At 69.1% G+C, this 14,978-nt stretch carries 18 protein-coding genes; 10 read left to right on the top strand and 8 right to left on the bottom strand.

Translation table 11 applies throughout. The features are described 5' to 3' along the window. Positions 1-132 precede the first annotated feature (132 nt). The 5 genes from ABZ909_RS04530 to ABZ909_RS04510 all read left to right on the top strand — a co-directional run bounded on the left by ABZ909_RS04530 (position 133) and on the right by ABZ909_RS04510 (position 3,944). Positions 133-1,179 (top strand): septum formation family protein, encoded by a 1,047-nt coding sequence (locus ABZ909_RS04530; protein WP_356996207.1) that lies wholly within the window; start codon positions 133-135, stop codon positions 1,177-1,179. 19 nt (positions 1,180-1,198) lie between these two features. Beyond that, positions 1,199-1,552 carry a metallopeptidase family protein gene (locus tag ABZ909_RS04525; RefSeq protein WP_356996206.1) on the top strand — a complete coding sequence of 118 codons (354 nt, stop codon included), beginning with the start codon at positions 1,199-1,201 and terminating at the stop codon, positions 1,550-1,552. Positions 1,553-1,632: 80 nt separating this feature from the next. Then, positions 1,633-1,944: a PE domain-containing protein gene (locus ABZ909_RS04520; protein ID WP_356996205.1), complete on the top strand. Its 312-nt coding sequence runs from the start codon at positions 1,633-1,635 to the stop codon at positions 1,942-1,944. Positions 1,945-1,959: 15 nt separating this feature from the next. Beyond that, entirely contained in the window at positions 1,960-3,132 is a 1,173-nt protein-coding gene (locus ABZ909_RS04515) for a PPE domain-containing protein (protein ID WP_356996204.1), read from the top strand. A 62-nt stretch (positions 3,133-3,194) separates the two neighbouring features. Continuing rightward, complete coding sequence (locus ABZ909_RS04510) at positions 3,195-3,944, top strand: ESX secretion-associated protein EspG (RefSeq protein ID WP_356996203.1); 750 nt, start codon at positions 3,195-3,197, stop codon at positions 3,942-3,944. On the opposite strand, the gene ABZ909_RS04505 is transcribed toward ABZ909_RS04510, so the two are convergent. From ABZ909_RS04505 to ABZ909_RS04495, 3 genes are all read right to left on the bottom strand, one after another. Further along, positions 3,941-4,603 carry a histidine phosphatase family protein gene (locus tag ABZ909_RS04505; protein ID WP_356996202.1) on the bottom strand — a complete coding sequence of 221 codons (663 nt, stop codon included), beginning with the start codon at positions 4,601-4,603 and terminating at the stop codon, positions 3,941-3,943. The genes ABZ909_RS04510 and ABZ909_RS04505 overlap by 4 nt on opposite strands. Beyond that, positions 4,600-5,517: a prephenate dehydratase gene (gene pheA, locus ABZ909_RS04500; RefSeq protein WP_356996201.1), complete on the bottom strand. Its 918-nt coding sequence runs from the start codon at positions 5,515-5,517 to the stop codon at positions 4,600-4,602. Before pheA ends, ABZ909_RS04505 begins: the two co-directional genes overlap by 4 nt. Positions 5,518-5,601: 84 nt before the next feature. Continuing rightward, positions 5,602-6,021, bottom strand: a complete 420-nt coding sequence (locus ABZ909_RS04495; protein WP_356996200.1) for a hypothetical protein — start codon at positions 6,019-6,021, stop codon at positions 5,602-5,604. A gap of 115 nt (positions 6,022-6,136) precedes the next feature. Between ABZ909_RS04495 and ABZ909_RS04490 the strand changes: the two genes are divergently transcribed. The 3 genes from ABZ909_RS04490 (at position 6,137) to ABZ909_RS04480 (ending at position 8,682) form a co-directional block, all read left to right on the top strand. Beyond that, positions 6,137-6,907: a DUF2470 domain-containing protein gene (locus ABZ909_RS04490; protein WP_356996199.1), complete on the top strand. Its 771-nt coding sequence runs from the start codon at positions 6,137-6,139 to the stop codon at positions 6,905-6,907. A gap of 34 nt (positions 6,908-6,941) precedes the next feature. After that, positions 6,942-7,736, top strand: a complete 795-nt coding sequence (locus ABZ909_RS04485) for a CPBP family intramembrane glutamic endopeptidase (RefSeq protein WP_356996198.1) — start codon at positions 6,942-6,944, stop codon at positions 7,734-7,736. Between the two features lie 397 nt (positions 7,737-8,133). Then, positions 8,134-8,682, top strand: coding sequence for a ferritin (locus ABZ909_RS04480; RefSeq protein WP_356996197.1), 549 nt, complete (start codon positions 8,134-8,136; stop codon positions 8,680-8,682). Between the two features lie 419 nt (positions 8,683-9,101). Here ABZ909_RS04480 and ABZ909_RS04475 read toward each other — a convergent pair whose 3' ends face one another. The 4 genes from ABZ909_RS04475 to ABZ909_RS04460 form a co-directional block, all read right to left on the bottom strand. Continuing rightward, complete coding sequence (locus tag ABZ909_RS04475) at positions 9,102-10,019, bottom strand: DUF5926 family protein (protein ID WP_356996196.1); 918 nt, start codon at positions 10,017-10,019, stop codon at positions 9,102-9,104. 141 nt (positions 10,020-10,160) lie between these two features. Continuing rightward, positions 10,161-10,928, bottom strand: coding sequence for a glycerophosphodiester phosphodiesterase (locus ABZ909_RS04470; RefSeq protein ID WP_356996195.1), 768 nt, complete (start codon positions 10,926-10,928; stop codon positions 10,161-10,163). After that, a complete protein-coding gene (locus tag ABZ909_RS04465) occupies positions 10,925-12,022 on the bottom strand; it encodes a DUF4328 domain-containing protein (RefSeq protein WP_356996194.1) in 1,098 nt (365 codons plus the stop codon). The genes ABZ909_RS04470 and ABZ909_RS04465 overlap by 4 nt, the downstream gene beginning before the upstream one ends. 18 nt (positions 12,023-12,040) lie before the next feature. After that, positions 12,041-12,367: a rhodanese-like domain-containing protein gene (locus ABZ909_RS04460; protein WP_356996320.1), complete on the bottom strand. Its 327-nt coding sequence runs from the start codon at positions 12,365-12,367 to the stop codon at positions 12,041-12,043. A gap of 356 nt (positions 12,368-12,723) precedes the next feature. On the opposite strand from ABZ909_RS04460, the gene ABZ909_RS04455 reads away from it, so the two are divergent. Continuing rightward, positions 12,724-13,335, top strand: coding sequence for a hypothetical protein (locus ABZ909_RS04455; RefSeq protein ID WP_356996193.1), 612 nt, complete (start codon positions 12,724-12,726; stop codon positions 13,333-13,335). Between the two features lie 119 nt (positions 13,336-13,454). Here ABZ909_RS04455 and msrA read toward each other — a convergent pair whose 3' ends face one another. After that, the gene (msrA, locus tag ABZ909_RS04450; protein WP_356996319.1) at positions 13,455-14,084 is read right to left on the bottom strand and encodes a peptide-methionine (S)-S-oxide reductase MsrA; all 630 of its coding nucleotides are present in this window, start codon (positions 14,082-14,084) and stop codon (positions 13,455-13,457) included. Between the two features lie 246 nt (positions 14,085-14,330). On the opposite strand from msrA, the gene ABZ909_RS04445 reads away from it, so the two are divergent. Next, entirely contained in the window at positions 14,331-14,954 is a 624-nt protein-coding gene (locus ABZ909_RS04445) for a superoxide dismutase (RefSeq protein WP_356996192.1), read from the top strand. Positions 14,955-14,978 lie beyond the last annotated feature (24 nt).

Below are 14,978 nucleotides of genomic sequence, written 5' to 3'. Positions count from 1 at the left end.
ATAGGATGAGCCGCGATGCCTGAGCAACAGATGCCTCCGCAGTGGCCCGCGCCTCCGTCCTCGCAGCGCCCCGGGCCGCCGAATCGTCGGAAACCGACGGCGCTGGATCGTTTGCTGACACCGCTCCGCGCCATGGAATCCAGGCTGGACCAGAACGGTCCGCTCTCGGCGTCGACGGTGCGGTGGGGGCTGCTGGCCATGGCGCTCGGCGTCACCCTGGCCGTGCTCATCACCATGTTCGTCTCCAATGGCTTCGACTCCAATCGCGTGAAGGCGCACGCGCCGGGGGCCGCCCAGCCCACCGGCGCGGTCGCGGGTGCGGCCTTCGGCACCGCCAGGCAGGGCGACTGCCTGACCTGGTCCAAGGCCAATGCCGGCGACCTCACCAAGGTCGACTGCGCCAGCAAGCACCTGTTCGAGGTCACCGCCGACATCGACCTGAGCAAGTACCCCGGTAAGGAATTCGGGCCCGGCTCCCGCTTCCCGGACTCGCTGCGCTTCTCCGAACTGCGCGACGAGCACTGTGTCAGCGCCGCCCAGGAATACCTCGACGGCCGCCTCGACCCGCGCGGCAAATTCGTTGTCGGCCTGATCAATCCGGGTGAGGCGGGCTGGAAGGCGGGCGAGCGGACGCTGCGCTGCGGCCTGCAGGTCTCCGGCAGCCAGGGCCTCGCCACCAAGCCCATCACCGGCAGCGTGCGCGACATCAACCAGTCCAAGGTCTACGACATCGGCACCTGCATCGGCATCAAGTCCAACCTGCCCACCGATCCGGTCGACTGCACCCAGCCGCACGCCTTCGAGATCGTCTCCACTGTGGACCTGGCCACCCACTTCAATGGCGGCCCGCCCTCGAAGGACGATCAGGACAAGTTCATGGAGGACGAGTGCGCCAAGGACGCCGGCGACTACCTCGGCGCCCCCGACGCACTGCGCAACAAGACCCTCACCCTGTTCTGGGACGCGCTCGACACCCGCAGCTGGCTGGCCGGTTCCCGCAGCCTCAACTGCATGGTCGGCAAGGGCGCCGATCAGGAGGGCTTCGCCACCATCACCGGATCGGCCAAGGGCGACATCCAGATCGACGGCCAGGCCCCGGTGCCGCCGCCCAACAACGGCCGCTACACCCCGCCGCCGCTGCCCGGCGCCGCCCCGCCGGTCATCCCCCAGCCGCGGTGATGCGGCGGAAGCTGTAGGCATGCCCGTCTCCATGTCCGACGACCGCTTCGAGGAATTGGTCGGCGACGCCCTCGATCTGATTCCGCCGGAGTTGGCACGAGCGATCGACAATGTGGTGGTGCTCATCGAGCCGCGCAGCGACGAGGACCCCCACCTGCTGGGTCTCTACCACGGCATCGCCCTTACCGACCGGGACTACAGCCACTACGCGGGCGCGCTGCCGGACACCATCACCATCTATCGCGAGGCCATCCTCGGGATGTGTCACAGCGAAGAAGAGGTGGTCGAAGAGGTGGCGATCACAGTGATTCACGAGATAGCGCACTATTTCGGGATCGACGACGAGCGCCTGCATCAGCTGGGCTGGGGCTGACCAGTCGCGCCGGGAACCGATCGGCAAACCTCCGCGTCCAATCTTCACAACCGGGGTGGAACGGAGAAGGGAGCCCGATCATGGTCGGCCACGTCCTGGTGCAGCCCGAGGTCATCCTCGCGGCCGCATTGGAACTCGAACTGCTCGCCGAACGCCTCGCCGCGGCCGCGAGCGCGACGGCTCCGGCCACCCATGTGCTTCCCTCCGGCACCGAAGAGGTGTCCTTCCTGGCCGCAGCGCATTTCAACAATGCCGCACTGACCCACGACCACTCGGTCGCCCAGGGCATTCTCGAACTGCATCACGCCGCCGCCACCCTGCGGAGCCAGCTGGCCCAGTACCTGGCCCAGGACGCCGTGCGCGCGGCCGGCATCGCCGCGATCCAGGTCTGACGAGGAGACGCACGCATGACGCTGGGAATCACCGGGGTGTTCTGGCTGCCTCGGATGGCCGAATTCAATTCCCTCTGCCTCAATGCCGGCGCGCACGCCATTCCGATCGTGGCCGCGGGCAGCGCCTGGGGCGCGCTCACCGCCTCCTGGGTGGACGCCACCACCACGGTGGCGCGGGTGATGGCCGAGATCGGTGTCGGTCTCGAGGGACTGAACGGGCTCAATGTGCTGGCCCGGCTGGGCGGTTTCACCGTGTGGGCGGAACAGCAGGCCGTCATGGCCGGCGTGCTGGCGGGCAAGGCAGCCGCCAATGCCACCGCATACACCGTGGCCGCCCTCGCCATGCCGAGCCTGCCGGAGATCACGGCCGTCGAAACTGCACGGGTGGCCGCCTATTCCAGCGGCGGCGCCCTCAACGGCACCGCGGAGGCGGCCGAGGCGGCCAAGCTGGCGCTGGACATCCGGGCCGCGCTGGTGATGGAAACCTATGAGGCCGCAACGAGTTTGATGGTGGCCACGCCCGGCCAGTTCCTGATGCCGCCGCCCATCGCCCTGGGCGCGGGCTCGGCCGATGCGGGCGGGGACGTGCTCACCAATGGCGGCGATCCGCTGCAGGCGGCGCTCGGCGCGGCCGCCGCGCTGGCGCAGAATCCGGCCGTCACCGGTGCCCTGTCACAGGTCGCGCAGGTGGCGGGGACGGTGGTCACCAGCGCGGGAAACGTTGCGAGCACGGCGATTACCGCCGTCGTCAACACGGTGACGCAGACGTCCGGCCTCGGCACCTCCGACCTGCCGGTCACGGCGGGCGCGGGTGCCGCGGCCACCGGCGCGGGCGGTGCGGCACCGGCCACGCAGGCGGTGGCCGTCACCGGCGGCGGCGTGTCGGTGCACATCGGAAATGGCGCGGGCACACTGAAGTTGCCCGAGGGCTGGGGCACGGGTCTCGGAAACACCGGTGGCGCACCGACTCCCGCGGCACCGATCGCCGAACCCGGGACCGTGACCACCACCCCGGCCGCGACCGCGTCGGTCCGTTCGGCAGGAGCCAGCCCACTGCTCGGCACCCGGGGCAGTGACGAGGAAGAGTCGCACCGTGGCCACGACTACGGCCGCTCGGTGGAGGTGTTCACCGACGGCCGGTGCATCGCGCCCGCGGTCATCGGCGGCGACCCGCCGGCCGACCGGTGACCGTCCTCGGAGCGAGCCGCGGGCCGTCGACGCTGCGTTCGGTCACGCTCTCACTCGACGAAATGCAGTATCTCCTGGAGACATTGGGGATCGACGAGCTGCCCGTGGTGCTGGCTGCCATGGGCCGCTACGACAATGCCGCCGACCACGACACCGCCATGTCCGCAGCGGCCGCCGCCCTGACCGAGCGTGAACTGCTCGACGGCGACGAGGTACATCCGGAACTGGCCGAACGACTGCGCGTGCTATATCGGCCGCACTGGGTGCTGGCCCTGCGCTGGTATGTGGCGGGACAGGTCAACCGGTGCTGCCTGGCCAAGGGCGACGACTTCGAGGTGGTGGCGCTGCGCGGCCCCGGCTCCTATGTCGTCGACGAGGCCGGTCACGATCTCCCGGGCACCGTGATGGCCGCGCTCGGCCCGGCCGATGCGCTGGAACTGTCCGGAATGAACGCACCCACCGGGGATCTGGCCCCCGTGTTCGACGACGCGGGCGATGCCGCCGCCACGGCCGCGCGACTGGCCGAGGTAGGCACACCGGCCCGCGACGCACCGGTCCTCGCTTCGGCTCTGGTGCAGGTGAATTCGCATGCGGAGATCGTCGGCGTGCGCTACGGCGACGGCTCGCGCGACGTGGTGGGCACCCACCTCGCGGTGTACAACACCCGGCACGGCCGCTTTCTCGCCATCACCGGCACCGGAGCGGACGGGACGAAGTGGACGTCGTTGGCGGGCGGCACCCCGGCCCGGTTGCGCACGGCGCTGCGGGATCTCATCGAATCCCTGCCGCTGCGAACGGAATTCCTGGCCTAGCCCATGGGGTCGTCGCCGCCGGCCGCGATGACGTCGCCGAACGGTGCGGCATAGCGGCCCCAGCGGGTGCACTCCCAGATGCCGTCCTCGAACGGCTGCAGCTCGATGGTCTCGGTATTGTCCAGGTGATTGTTGGCCGCGAAAGGCCTGGGCACCCCGGTCAATTCGCGCGAAACCAGCCGCATGGCCGCGCCGTGGCTGACCACGATGACATCGTGGGCGCCCGGGCGGCTCAGATAGTCGTCGCGGAGTCGCTGCAGCGCCGGTACGTAGCGGGCGAGCACGTCCTCACCGGATTCGCCACCGGGCACCCGGACGCCCAGATCACCGAAATGCCAAGCGTGATAAACCTTCTGGAACTCCTCGTGCGCGGCCGGGGTGTTCAACCCCTCGAGGTCGCCGAGCTGCACCTCCTGCAGATCCTCCAGCACATCCAGTGCGACACCGGTGGCGGCCTCGATGTAGCCGCCGGTCTGCCGCGCGCGCAGCGCGGCCGAGGAGAACAGCCGCTGCGGTGGGACGGTCAGGTTCGCACCGTAGCTCTTCGCCTGCGCCACACCGCGTTCGGTGAGCGGCAGGCCGGGCAGGCGGGTGTCGAGGATCTTGCCGACATTGCCCTCGGTTTCACCGTGCCGGACCAGGATGAGTTTGCCGGTCACAGGTCGGCCACCCCCTTCTTCAGATCGGCCAGCCAGACCGCGCCGGGTGCGTCCGGCGGCGGCGGGGTGCCGGTGGCCGCGGTGGCGGGCCAGGAGCCGAGGAATCGGATCCGGGCGGCCGTGCGGTGCAGTGCCTTCAGTGCCTCGGCGACCGCGGCGTCGTCGATGTGCCCGACGCAGTCCAGGTAGAAGCGGTAGGTGCCCATGCCGGTGCGGGTGGGCCGGGATTCGATGCGGGTGAGATCGATACCGCGGGTGGCGAATTCGGCGAAGGCGCGCATGAGCGAGCCCGGCTCGTTGGCCAACTCCAGCACGATGGAGGTGCGGTCGGTCCCGGTGCGCGGCGGCGCCGGCTGCGGGGCGGCGACCAGCACGAAGCGGGTGATGGCCCGATCGACATCGGCGACGCCGTCGGCCAGGGTGGTGAGCCCCAGGCGGGCGCCGGCCAGCGCGGTGGAGACGGCGGCATCGGCGTGCCCGGCGACGACGTCCTCGGCGGCCGCGGCATTGGAGGCGGAGGTGTACAGCTGCGCCAGCGGCATGGTGACGGCCAGCCATATGCGGACCTGCGCGGCCGCGACCGGGTAGGCCGCGATCCGGCGCACCTCGTCGAGCTCGATGCCGGGACGGCCCACGATGGTGAAGGCCACATCCAGGTCGGTTTCCGCGATGATCTGCAGCCGCGGGCCGACGGCCAGCGCGTCCAGCGTCGGCGCGATGGAGCCCTCGACCGAGCTCTCGATCGGCACCACCGCGCCCGCGGCCTTACCGGCCCGCACCAGCTCGACGGCCGCGCCCTGGCTCGGGGCCGGGACACGCTCGACCGGTCCATCGAAGACTCCGGTGGACTCCAGTTTGGCGAGGGCCATCTCCGTGAAGGTTCCCGACGGCCCGAAGTAGGCGATACGCGGCACGGTTACGACATTACTTGCGTGCGCCCGGTCACCCCCGGCTTTGGCCAACTCCTGGGTAACTTCGCACCCCCGGGCGCGGCGGGTTCAACCGCCCAGCCCGGCGAGCACGGCGGTCACGGCCGCGACCTCGCCGGTTTCGATGGCCAGCAGCACCTCACGGAAGGCCTCGACCGCGGGCGGTTTCAGCCCGGCGAGGAACGGGATGTCCGGTGCGGCGAGCGCGGCGCGAATGTCCTCGCCGCAAAGCGCGGCCACGGTCGCCGCCACACCCGCCAGCGCGCGCCCACCCGAGTCGGTGCGGGCCACGAAACCGCTGTCGCCGTGCACGATTCGCACCAGGAACTCCGACACCGCCTCGTCGTCGAGCGCCAGGTCCAGCACCTCGACACCCGGATCGGCGGAGACCGGGCGGACCAGCTCCTCGGTCAGTCCGCGGGCCGGGCGGGGCGGGACGGACAGGGTGAGGGCGATCGGTTCGGGCGCGGGGGACGAGTCGTGCGGCACGCCTTCACGGTAGCGATCGGCGCGACGTTGCCGGCGCGGCCACCCGGTAAGTCCTTGCGCACGCGACCCACGTCACTTAGCTTAGGTTTGCCTAATTTTCCTCCCGGAGGTGTGTATGCCACCCGCGGCCCAGGTCGTCGCACCCACTACCGCCGAACGCGCGCACACCGCTTGCGCGCACGCCGAGAGCGCGGTGCTGGCCCTACCCGGCGTCGACCCGGTACCCACCTCCGTGCACCTGCTGCGGCGTCGCGGGGACATGGTGCTGGCGGTCCCGATGAACTCCACCGCCGCCGGTCTCGTGCGCGGCTGCGGCGCGAACGGATCCCCCGCGGTCCTCGAACTCACCGACCAGGCCCCCCTGCCGCTGCGCGAACGCGTCCGCGCCCTGGTCTGGCTGCGTGGCTGGGCGCACGCCGTGCCCTCGCACGCGCAGCGCGCGCTGGCCGGCGCGGTCGCCGCCGACCATCCGCATCCGGACCTGCTCGACGTCGGCCACACGGCGGTCCTGCTGCGGCTGGTCATCGACTCCGCGGTGGTGGCCGACACCAACGGCGCCGACTCGGTCGACCGCGAGCAGCTGCGCGACGCCCGTCCGGATCCGTTCTGCGCACTGGAAGCCGGTTGGCTGCAACACCTTCAGGCCGATCACCCCGATGTGGTGGATCGCCTGGCCCGCCGCCTACCGCACGCCCTGCGCCGCGGGGCCCTCATCCATCCGCTGGCCATCGACCGCTACGGCGTCACCCTGCGTGTCGAGGCCATCGAGGCCGACCACGACATCCGCATCCCGTTCGAGGCCCCGGCGCACGACATCGAATCCCTCGCCCGCGCGGTACGCGCCTTGGCGGGCAACCCCTTCCGCGGCGGCCTGCACCGCATCTGACGGGTTCGCCGGGCGCCCGCCTAGATTGGCGGGCATGGTTTCGGCTGATCCCGCACCCGTGTGGCCCGCGCCCGAATCGTCCGAACCGGGCCGGCGGGCGATCAAACTCGAGATCGCGGTGGTGCTGGTCGTCACCTTCGGGCTGAGCGGGGCCAATGCGGCACTGTCGCTGCTCGAGAGCGCCCTCGCGCCAGGCGGGGTGGGCGGGCAGACCATCGCGCTGAATGCGTCGCGAGCCACCCGGTCGACCATCGACCTGCTCTTCCAGCTGCTGAGCGTGGCCCGCCTGCTCGGCTGGGCGGCGCTGGGACTCTATCTGTTGTGGCGCAGCGGGATCGCGCCGCGGGCGATCGGGCTGGTGCGGCGGCTGCGCTGGCGGGCGGACGTGCTTCCGGGACTCACGCTCACGGCCGTGATCGGAATCCCCGGGCTGGGACTGTATCTCGCGGCACACACACTGGGTGTGAGCGTCACCATCGTGCCAAGTTCGCTCGCGCACTGGTGGCGGCTGCCGGTGCTGGTGCTGTCCGCGTGGGCGAACTCGGCGGCCGAGGAGGTACTGGTCGTCGCCTACCTGATCTCGCGGCTGCGGGCCCTCGGGTGGACCGAGAATCGATCACTGCTCGCGTCGGCGATCCTGCGCGGCAGCTACCACCTGTACCAGGGTCTGGGCGGCGGGCTCGGAAACCTGGTGATGGGGTTGATCTTCGGTCGTTACTGGCAGCGCACCAACCGGCTCTGGCCGCTGCTGCTGGCGCACGCGCTCATCGACACGATCGCCTACATCGGGTACACCTTCCTGCACGGACACGTCTCCTGGCTGCCGTGATCCAATCGGAACGAGCCACGCGGGCGCCGCGGTCGGTACCGTTTCCAGTGATGAACGGCGACGACCCCCAGCACTTTGCACGGATGCGCCGGGAGCCGCCGCCGGGACGCCCGGGCGAGCCCCCGACGTATCCGCCTCGACCAGCAGCGAATCTCTGGCAATCGCAGAGACCTTCGTCTCAGCGGCCACCCGGGGACGGCCGGCCCGTTGACGACGACGGGTCGGGCATAGAACCGACTCAGGTGATCCGACACCAAGGATCAGCAGGTTCAGCAGGACTTGATCACCAAGGTCGGGAGCTAGGAATAATTTAGGCAACACTTGCCTCATTAAGGCTGTACTCAATAAGGCTGTACTTGGCTGACACGCGGTTTGACCCGCGATTAATGTCGTCCGCATGTCCACCCGAATCCAAACCAAGCGCAGCAAGTTCCAGGCCCTGCTCCAGGATCAGATCCGCAACGAATTCAATGCCGAACACCAGTACATCGCGGTGGCGATGTGGTTCGACAATGCCGATCTGCCGGTCCTGGCCAGGTATTTCTACAAGCAGGCCGTCGAAGAGCGTAACCACGCGATGATGATCGCGCAGTACCTGATCGATCACGACATCGCCGTGGAGATGCCCGGAACCGAAGCCGCCACTTCACAATTCGCGAATGCCAAGGAGCCCATCGCGCTGGCGCTCGCACAGGAGCAGGCCGTCACCGAGCAGGTCATCCAGCTCGCCAGGACCGCCCGGGAAGAGGGCGACTACCTGGGCGAGCAATTCATGCAGTGGTTCCTGAAGGAACAGGTCGAAGAAGTCGCGACCATGAATACCCTGCTCACCGTCGCCGAGCGGGCCAGCGCGAATCTGTTCGACCTGGAGAATTTCGTACAGCGGGAAATGAGCGGTCCGAAGGACGCGTCCGGTGCGCCGCACGCCGCGGGTGGCTCGCTGTAATTACCTGTGGGCCGAAGGTAATTCGGTTCCCGGCCCGGTGGATTGACACAGCAGGCCCGGTCCCTTGCGCTGGACCGGGCCTGTTGCATGTGCTCGGTGCTCGTGCGATACGTACCCGCCTTTTCCTTACTTCTGCGGCACTGTGACGGTGCCGGTGGCGTTCGCGGACAACGTACCGAACAGCGACTTGACCACGGCCAGAATGGCATCCATGGTTCTTCTCCTCATCTGATATCCGGTGTGATGATCACCGGATCCCCCCGAACTTCCGGGGTGAAGAGAACCTAACCGAGCACTCGGAGCGAAACAGGTGCTTTTCAGAAAATCGCCGCAAAACCCGGGCCGTTCACCGAGTGAATCCAGTTCATCGGAGAACGGCCCGGACCGTGCCGGTACCGCGGGTGCTCTGCCCGCAAGTGTCAGCGCAGCGTGACCTGGCGCGACCGCAGGCCGTCGCGGGAGCGGCGCTCCTCGGAGGTCAGCGGGGCGTCCGACTTCAGCGCGGTCGCCAGCTTCGCACCGAACTCGCGGGCCGGGCCCTCCCACTCGCTCGCGTGCCGCTCCGGGTCCAGGTCGAAGACCGGCACCAGCAGGCCGTGCGTGCGGAACGAGCCCGCGAAGCGCGAACCCTCACCCAGGTGCAGATCGCCGGCCGCATGCAGCCGGGCCAGCGCCAGCATCAGCTGGTCCTCGTCCTCCGGCCGCACCCAGCGGATGTGCGCCTTCTCGCCGGCGTCCACCCACCAAGCCGCGCCGACGGCGTCCGCACCCAGCTCCAGGCGGGCCGAGGGCATGATGGCCTGATTGGCCTGCTCGATGGTGGCGGCCACCTGCGGATCCGGGGTGACACCCGCCGGCACCCACCAGTTGAAATCCTGGTGCACGGTCAGGTCCAGGGCCGCGCCCGGATCCAGCACCTCGGTGAGCCGCGGCGTGCCGTCCACGGTCGCGGCGTTCAGCGACTCGCCAGGGGTGGCGGACTGGGTCCACAGCACGGCGGCGGCCAGATCCGCGGCCGGATCGCCGGACTGGAACTGCACCTGCGTGCCGACGAAACCGATCGGCTCGTCACCGGCCCGCACCAGCGCGGCGACCGCGCCCGGCAGCACGGTGGCGAGGGTGACGGCCCGCTCCGCGGCGACATTCGGCGAAAGCTTCAAGATCGCGGTCGCCGACGGCACGAACTCCCGTAGCGCCACCAGATCGCATTCGGCGGCCAAGCCCTCGAAGGGACGCGTCACGACCTGCGCCGCCGCCTCCTGTTCGGCGCGGCGGGCGGCCAGCTTCTGCGCCCGATTGGAGTCCGGCTTGGGACTGTTGCGCTTGCTCTTACCCATGACTGGCAAACCTACTGGGTCTTTGGCCCTCCGCTTCGCTCCGGGCAGGGTTCGCGGGAATTCCTACTGAAAGTGGTTGTGGGAGTAAGGGCGAGGAAGTCGTTCGTGTTATCTGTGCTCGAACGTGGGGTCCGGGCGAATTCAGGCGTTGGCCAGGACGGCTTTCGTCCGGGCGGGGTGGTTGGTGGCGACCCAGTCCACGCCCAGATCGGCGCAGAGCTGGACGTCCTCGGGATCGTCGCAGGTCCAGGTGTAGGTGGCGCGGCCCGCGGCGGCGGCCTTGTCGACCAGGTCCGGGTGCTCGCGCAGGGTGCGCACGGACGGGCCGATGGCGGTCGCGCCGACGGTGTGGGCGGCGCCGCCGGACAGGTACAGGGAGGATTCGCCCAGCAGGACGGTCGGGAGCAGCGGGGCCGCACGGCGAATCCGCCAGACCGCGGTCGCGGCGAACGACATCACCACCGCGCGTGAGTGATCCGCCGAGGCGGGTGCGCCGATGCCGTAGCGGGTGAGCTCGGTCAGCAGCGTGGTCTCCACCAGCGCCCCGTAGCGGACCGGGTGCTTGGTCTCGATGAAAAGCTTGGTGGGACGGCTCTTCCAGTCCAGCACCAGCTCGATCAGCTCGGACAGTGTGAGCACACCCTCCGGTTCCTCCGCAGTCCCGAAGTTGAGGGTTTTCAACTCCTCCAGGGTCATTTCGCTGACCGCGCCCGATCCGTTCGAGGTGCGATCCACGGTGCGGTCGTGCACGCAGACCAGGTGCCCGTCGCTGGTCAGGCGGATGTCGCATTCGACACCGTCGGCGCCCTCCTGCAGGGCGAGATCGTAGGCGGCGAGGGTGTGTTCGGGTCGCGCCGCCGACGCCCCCCGGTGCGCGACCACGAACGGCGCACGACTGGCCCGGCTCACTTCGCAACTACCTCCTGTTGCTCCGCTTCCGGGGACGCCTCTGCGTCATCCCCGGAAACTGCATCATCCCCGACGACTGCATCATTCCCGAGCGCAGCGGTGGGCGCGCGTCGCACGGGTTCGATCACCGGTCGCGCGGGCCCGGTGGCGATCACCCAGCGCCGCAGCGCCTTCGGTCGGCCCCGCAGATCCAGGCCCGCGAAGGCGTGCACCAGCCCGAGCGAGGCCACCGCGACACCGGCCGCGACCAGATCGGTCCACATGCTCGCCAGCACGCTGTCGGCCTGCACCTGGAGCGAGGACGCGAACCGGTACAGGATCGCCACCAGCACCAGCACCGCATTGAGAAGCCAAGCCGCCCACCAGATCCGGACCGCTCGCAGCAGCCGCGGATCCTCGCCGCCGGCCGACCGCAGCCGGGCCGCCTCGGTCAGGAAGATGCCCGGCCACACCAGGTTCACTATCGGCACCACACAGCCCAGCACCAGGGCACGCAGCGACCGCGGATCCGACTCGCCCGCACTCGCGTACGCGACGCGGCGGGTTTCGGTGAGCCAGCCGACCAGCGCCACCGCCGACACCAGCGCCGACGCCAACGCGATTACCGCGGAAACCGTCACGGCCGCATCGGAAATCCACAGTAGCCAGGGCGGGATGAGGCGGGTGCGGTTGTGCAGCAGCACGCCGTACCGGCCCAGCTCGGCCAGGGCGGAGAACATGAACACACCGGCCGTGGCCGGCAGCAGCACGGTGATGCGGTCACTCAGCGCGGCCAGCGGACGATGCGGTGTGGCGGCCGCCTCCGGGGGCCGATCTTGCAGGCCCCACTGTGGAATCCGGTGATACCGCGGCGTCTGCAGCGGACCCGGACGCCGGACCGGCTGCGGGCCATGGGTTCTGCGGCCGGGCGGGCGGGCCACCCAGCGGTAGTTGCGCCGGTCGGCGGGCGCGTCCACCGGTGCGGGCGAGAGCAGGACACCGTGGCAGCGCGGGCACCAGTGCAGCGGTTTGCCCTGTACCGCCCAGCGCGCGCCACAGCGGGCGCACGGCTGTACGACGGCGGATCGCGATCGGCCCACCTGTCCCCCGTTCATCGCTCCACCTCTCCGCGCCTAGTAGATCTTCGCCTCGGGGCCGTCACCGGTGAGCGGCCGGCCGGTCTGCTGCCAGGCCACCATGCCACCCGTAACCATGACGGCCTCGTAGCCGATCTGGTTCAGGTACTCCACCACCGGTACGGACCGTCCGCCCTGCCGGCAGATCACGTAGATCTCGGCATCGATGTCGAGTTCGTCGAGCCGGGCGGGCACGTCGGTCATGGGGATGTGAACGGCGCCGGGCGCGCGGCCGAGCTGCCATTCGTCGTCCTCGCGGACGTCGAGGAGCTGGGCGGGCACGGGCGCGGCCGAACCCCAGCCGTCCGCGGCATCGAATTCCACGGGAACCGCGTCGATCGGCACCGTGGGCACGTGGGGGTTCGTCACGGATTCGATCCTGCCACGCGCGCGCGAGGGCTGTGGAGTTCCGTCCCTGCGCAGGGTTGGTTTCGGGAGTTATCCACATAATCCACAACCTGATCCACAGGTTGATAGATGACCGATTCGTCCGGTCGGCCGATCCGGAAGTCCCCTCCCCCGTCCCGGAGCGGCCGACCTCGGGCCCCTGTCCCAGAAGGCCCCATTCAGTCTGACGCCGCAGGTGAGCACATGGTTCCTTTCGCACTCGAAAAGAACGACAACACTGTCGAAAAACGGAAATCCTCGGTCCGGCCAGGCAAGATCGGTAGCCTGGTGCTATGACTGTGAGCAGGGGGTTACTCGACGGCCTGGACGTCAACGGACTCAACCGCGCGCTGTCGGAGGCGACATGCCTCGGCATCGACGTCGACCCGCCGCGCGCCACGCTACGGCTGGAACTCGACGTGCTGACCCTGCCCGAGAACGGTCCCCCACCGGCGGACTGCGATATCTATCTGACCCTCACCGGGGTCAGCCGGGTCGCCGCCTCGCTGCGCCGCCAACGCTGGGACGACCTCGAGCCCGTTGTGCTCCCGCTCACCCTCGACGGCCTGCACGACGCCGTCCAGAGCTTCGGCGGCGGCGCGCTGCACGGCTGGGACTTCCTCGACCTCTCCGACAGCTCCTGGAGCCAGTGGCGCAAACTGCTGAGCTTCGACTCCACGCTGAGCGACACACCCGGCGCCCACTTGATGGAGTTCTCCCAGGAGGAGGGCGTCGACCCGCGCGAGCTCGACGTGCGCGTGTGGTTCGAGGGCGCGGAGGTCACCGACAAGCAGGGCAACCCGATCCCGTTGCCGGACTTCATCGCCGGCGGCGTCCGCTGGTGGCAGGCGCACGACTCGGGCGACCCGCGCACCATGCGACCGGACGTCGTCCCGCCGCTGTAAAGAGCAACGGACACGCACAAGGGGTTCGGGACCAAGTCCCGGAACCCCTTTCGATGTGGCCTGACGACGTGCTTACGCGGTGGTCCGCACGGTGCTTACGCGGTGGTCCGCCGAAGTGCTCACGCGCCGAGCCCGATCGCGCAGCTCACGCCCGTGCCGTGGTCCGGGCAGTAGCCGCCGGGGTTCTTGGCCAGGTACTGCTGGTGATAGCCCTCGGCGTAGAAGAAGGCGGAAAGGTCTGGCAGCGGGGCGATCTCGGTGGTGATCTCGCCGAAACCGGCCGCCGTCAACCGTTCCTGATAGCCGGCCCTGGTCGCCTCGGCCACCTCGCGCTGCTCGTCGTCGAGGGTGTAGATCGCCGAACGGTATTGGGTGCCGCGGTCATTGCCCTGCCGCATGCCCTGCGTCGGATCGTGGTTCTCCCAGAACTGCTTCAGGATCGCGGCGTAGTTGATCACCTGCGGGTCGAAGGCCACCAGTACCGATTCGGTGTGCCCGGTCCGGCCGGAACAGGCCTCCTCGTAGGTGGGATTCGGGGTGAATCCGCCCGCGTAGCCGACAGCGGTGCTGTACACGCCGTCCAGCTGCCAATAGCCCTGCTCCGCACCCCAGAAGCAGCCCATGGCCACCACCGCGAGCTGCGTACCCGGCGGGAACGGAGGTTTGAGGGCATGGCCGCTGACATGATGTTTGTCCGGCACGACCAGCGGTTCGGCGCGGCCCGGCAGCGCTTGCCCGGCCGTCACCATGATCGGTTCCGGTAGTCGCACACGCCCAACGAACTCGTCGTACCACGACATGACTCGATGCTACGGGACCCGGCGCGACCGTCGGCGACGTTGCGTTCAGCCGAATTCCAAAGGTTGGGAAAGATATACATCGGGTGGAATGTGGGGGCACGCAGCCTGGTTGCAGACGACCGGGTGTACGAATGATGGTTGGGTGCGCCTCGGCACCTGCCGAGGACACACGGCCCCGACACGGAAAGGGACATCGTGGCTGTTTACACGCTGCCAGACCTCGATTACGACTACAGCGCCCTGGAGCCCTTCATCTCCGGGCAGATCAACGAGATCCACCACACCAAGCACCACGCGGCCTACGTCGCGGGTGTCAACGCGGCCCTCGAGAAGCTGGAGGAGGCGCGTGCCAAGGACGACCACGCCGCCATCTTCCTGAACGAGAAGAACCTCGCGTTCCACCTCGGCGGCCACGTCAACCACTCCATCTGGTGGAAGAGCCTGTCGAAGGAAGGCGGCGACAAGCCGGTCGGCGATCTGGCCTCGGCCATCGACGAGGAGTTCGGTTCCTTCGACAAGTTCGTCGCGCAGTTCTCGGCGGCCGCCAACGGCCTGCAGGGCTCCGGCTGGGCCTGGCTGGGCTACGACACCCTGGGCAACAAGCTGCTCACCTTCCAGCTGACCGACCAGCAGGGCAACGTGCCGCTCGGCATCATCCCGCTGCTCGGCCTGGACATGTGGGAGCACGCCTTCTACCTGCAGTACAAGAACGTCAAGGCCGACTACGTGAAGGCGTTCTGGAACGTCGTGAACTGGGCCGAGATTCAGGACCGCTACTCCAAGGCGGTCAACCAGGGCAAGGGTCTGATCTTCGGCTGATGCCCGTCGGGCTCCGGCCCGTTC

Origin of the sequence: Nocardia sp. NPDC046763 (genome assembly GCF_040645495.1) — a bacterium.
Classification (GTDB): domain Bacteria; phylum Actinomycetota; class Actinomycetes; order Mycobacteriales; family Mycobacteriaceae; genus Nocardia.
This window is presented reverse-complemented; position numbering and strand designations above follow the sequence as displayed.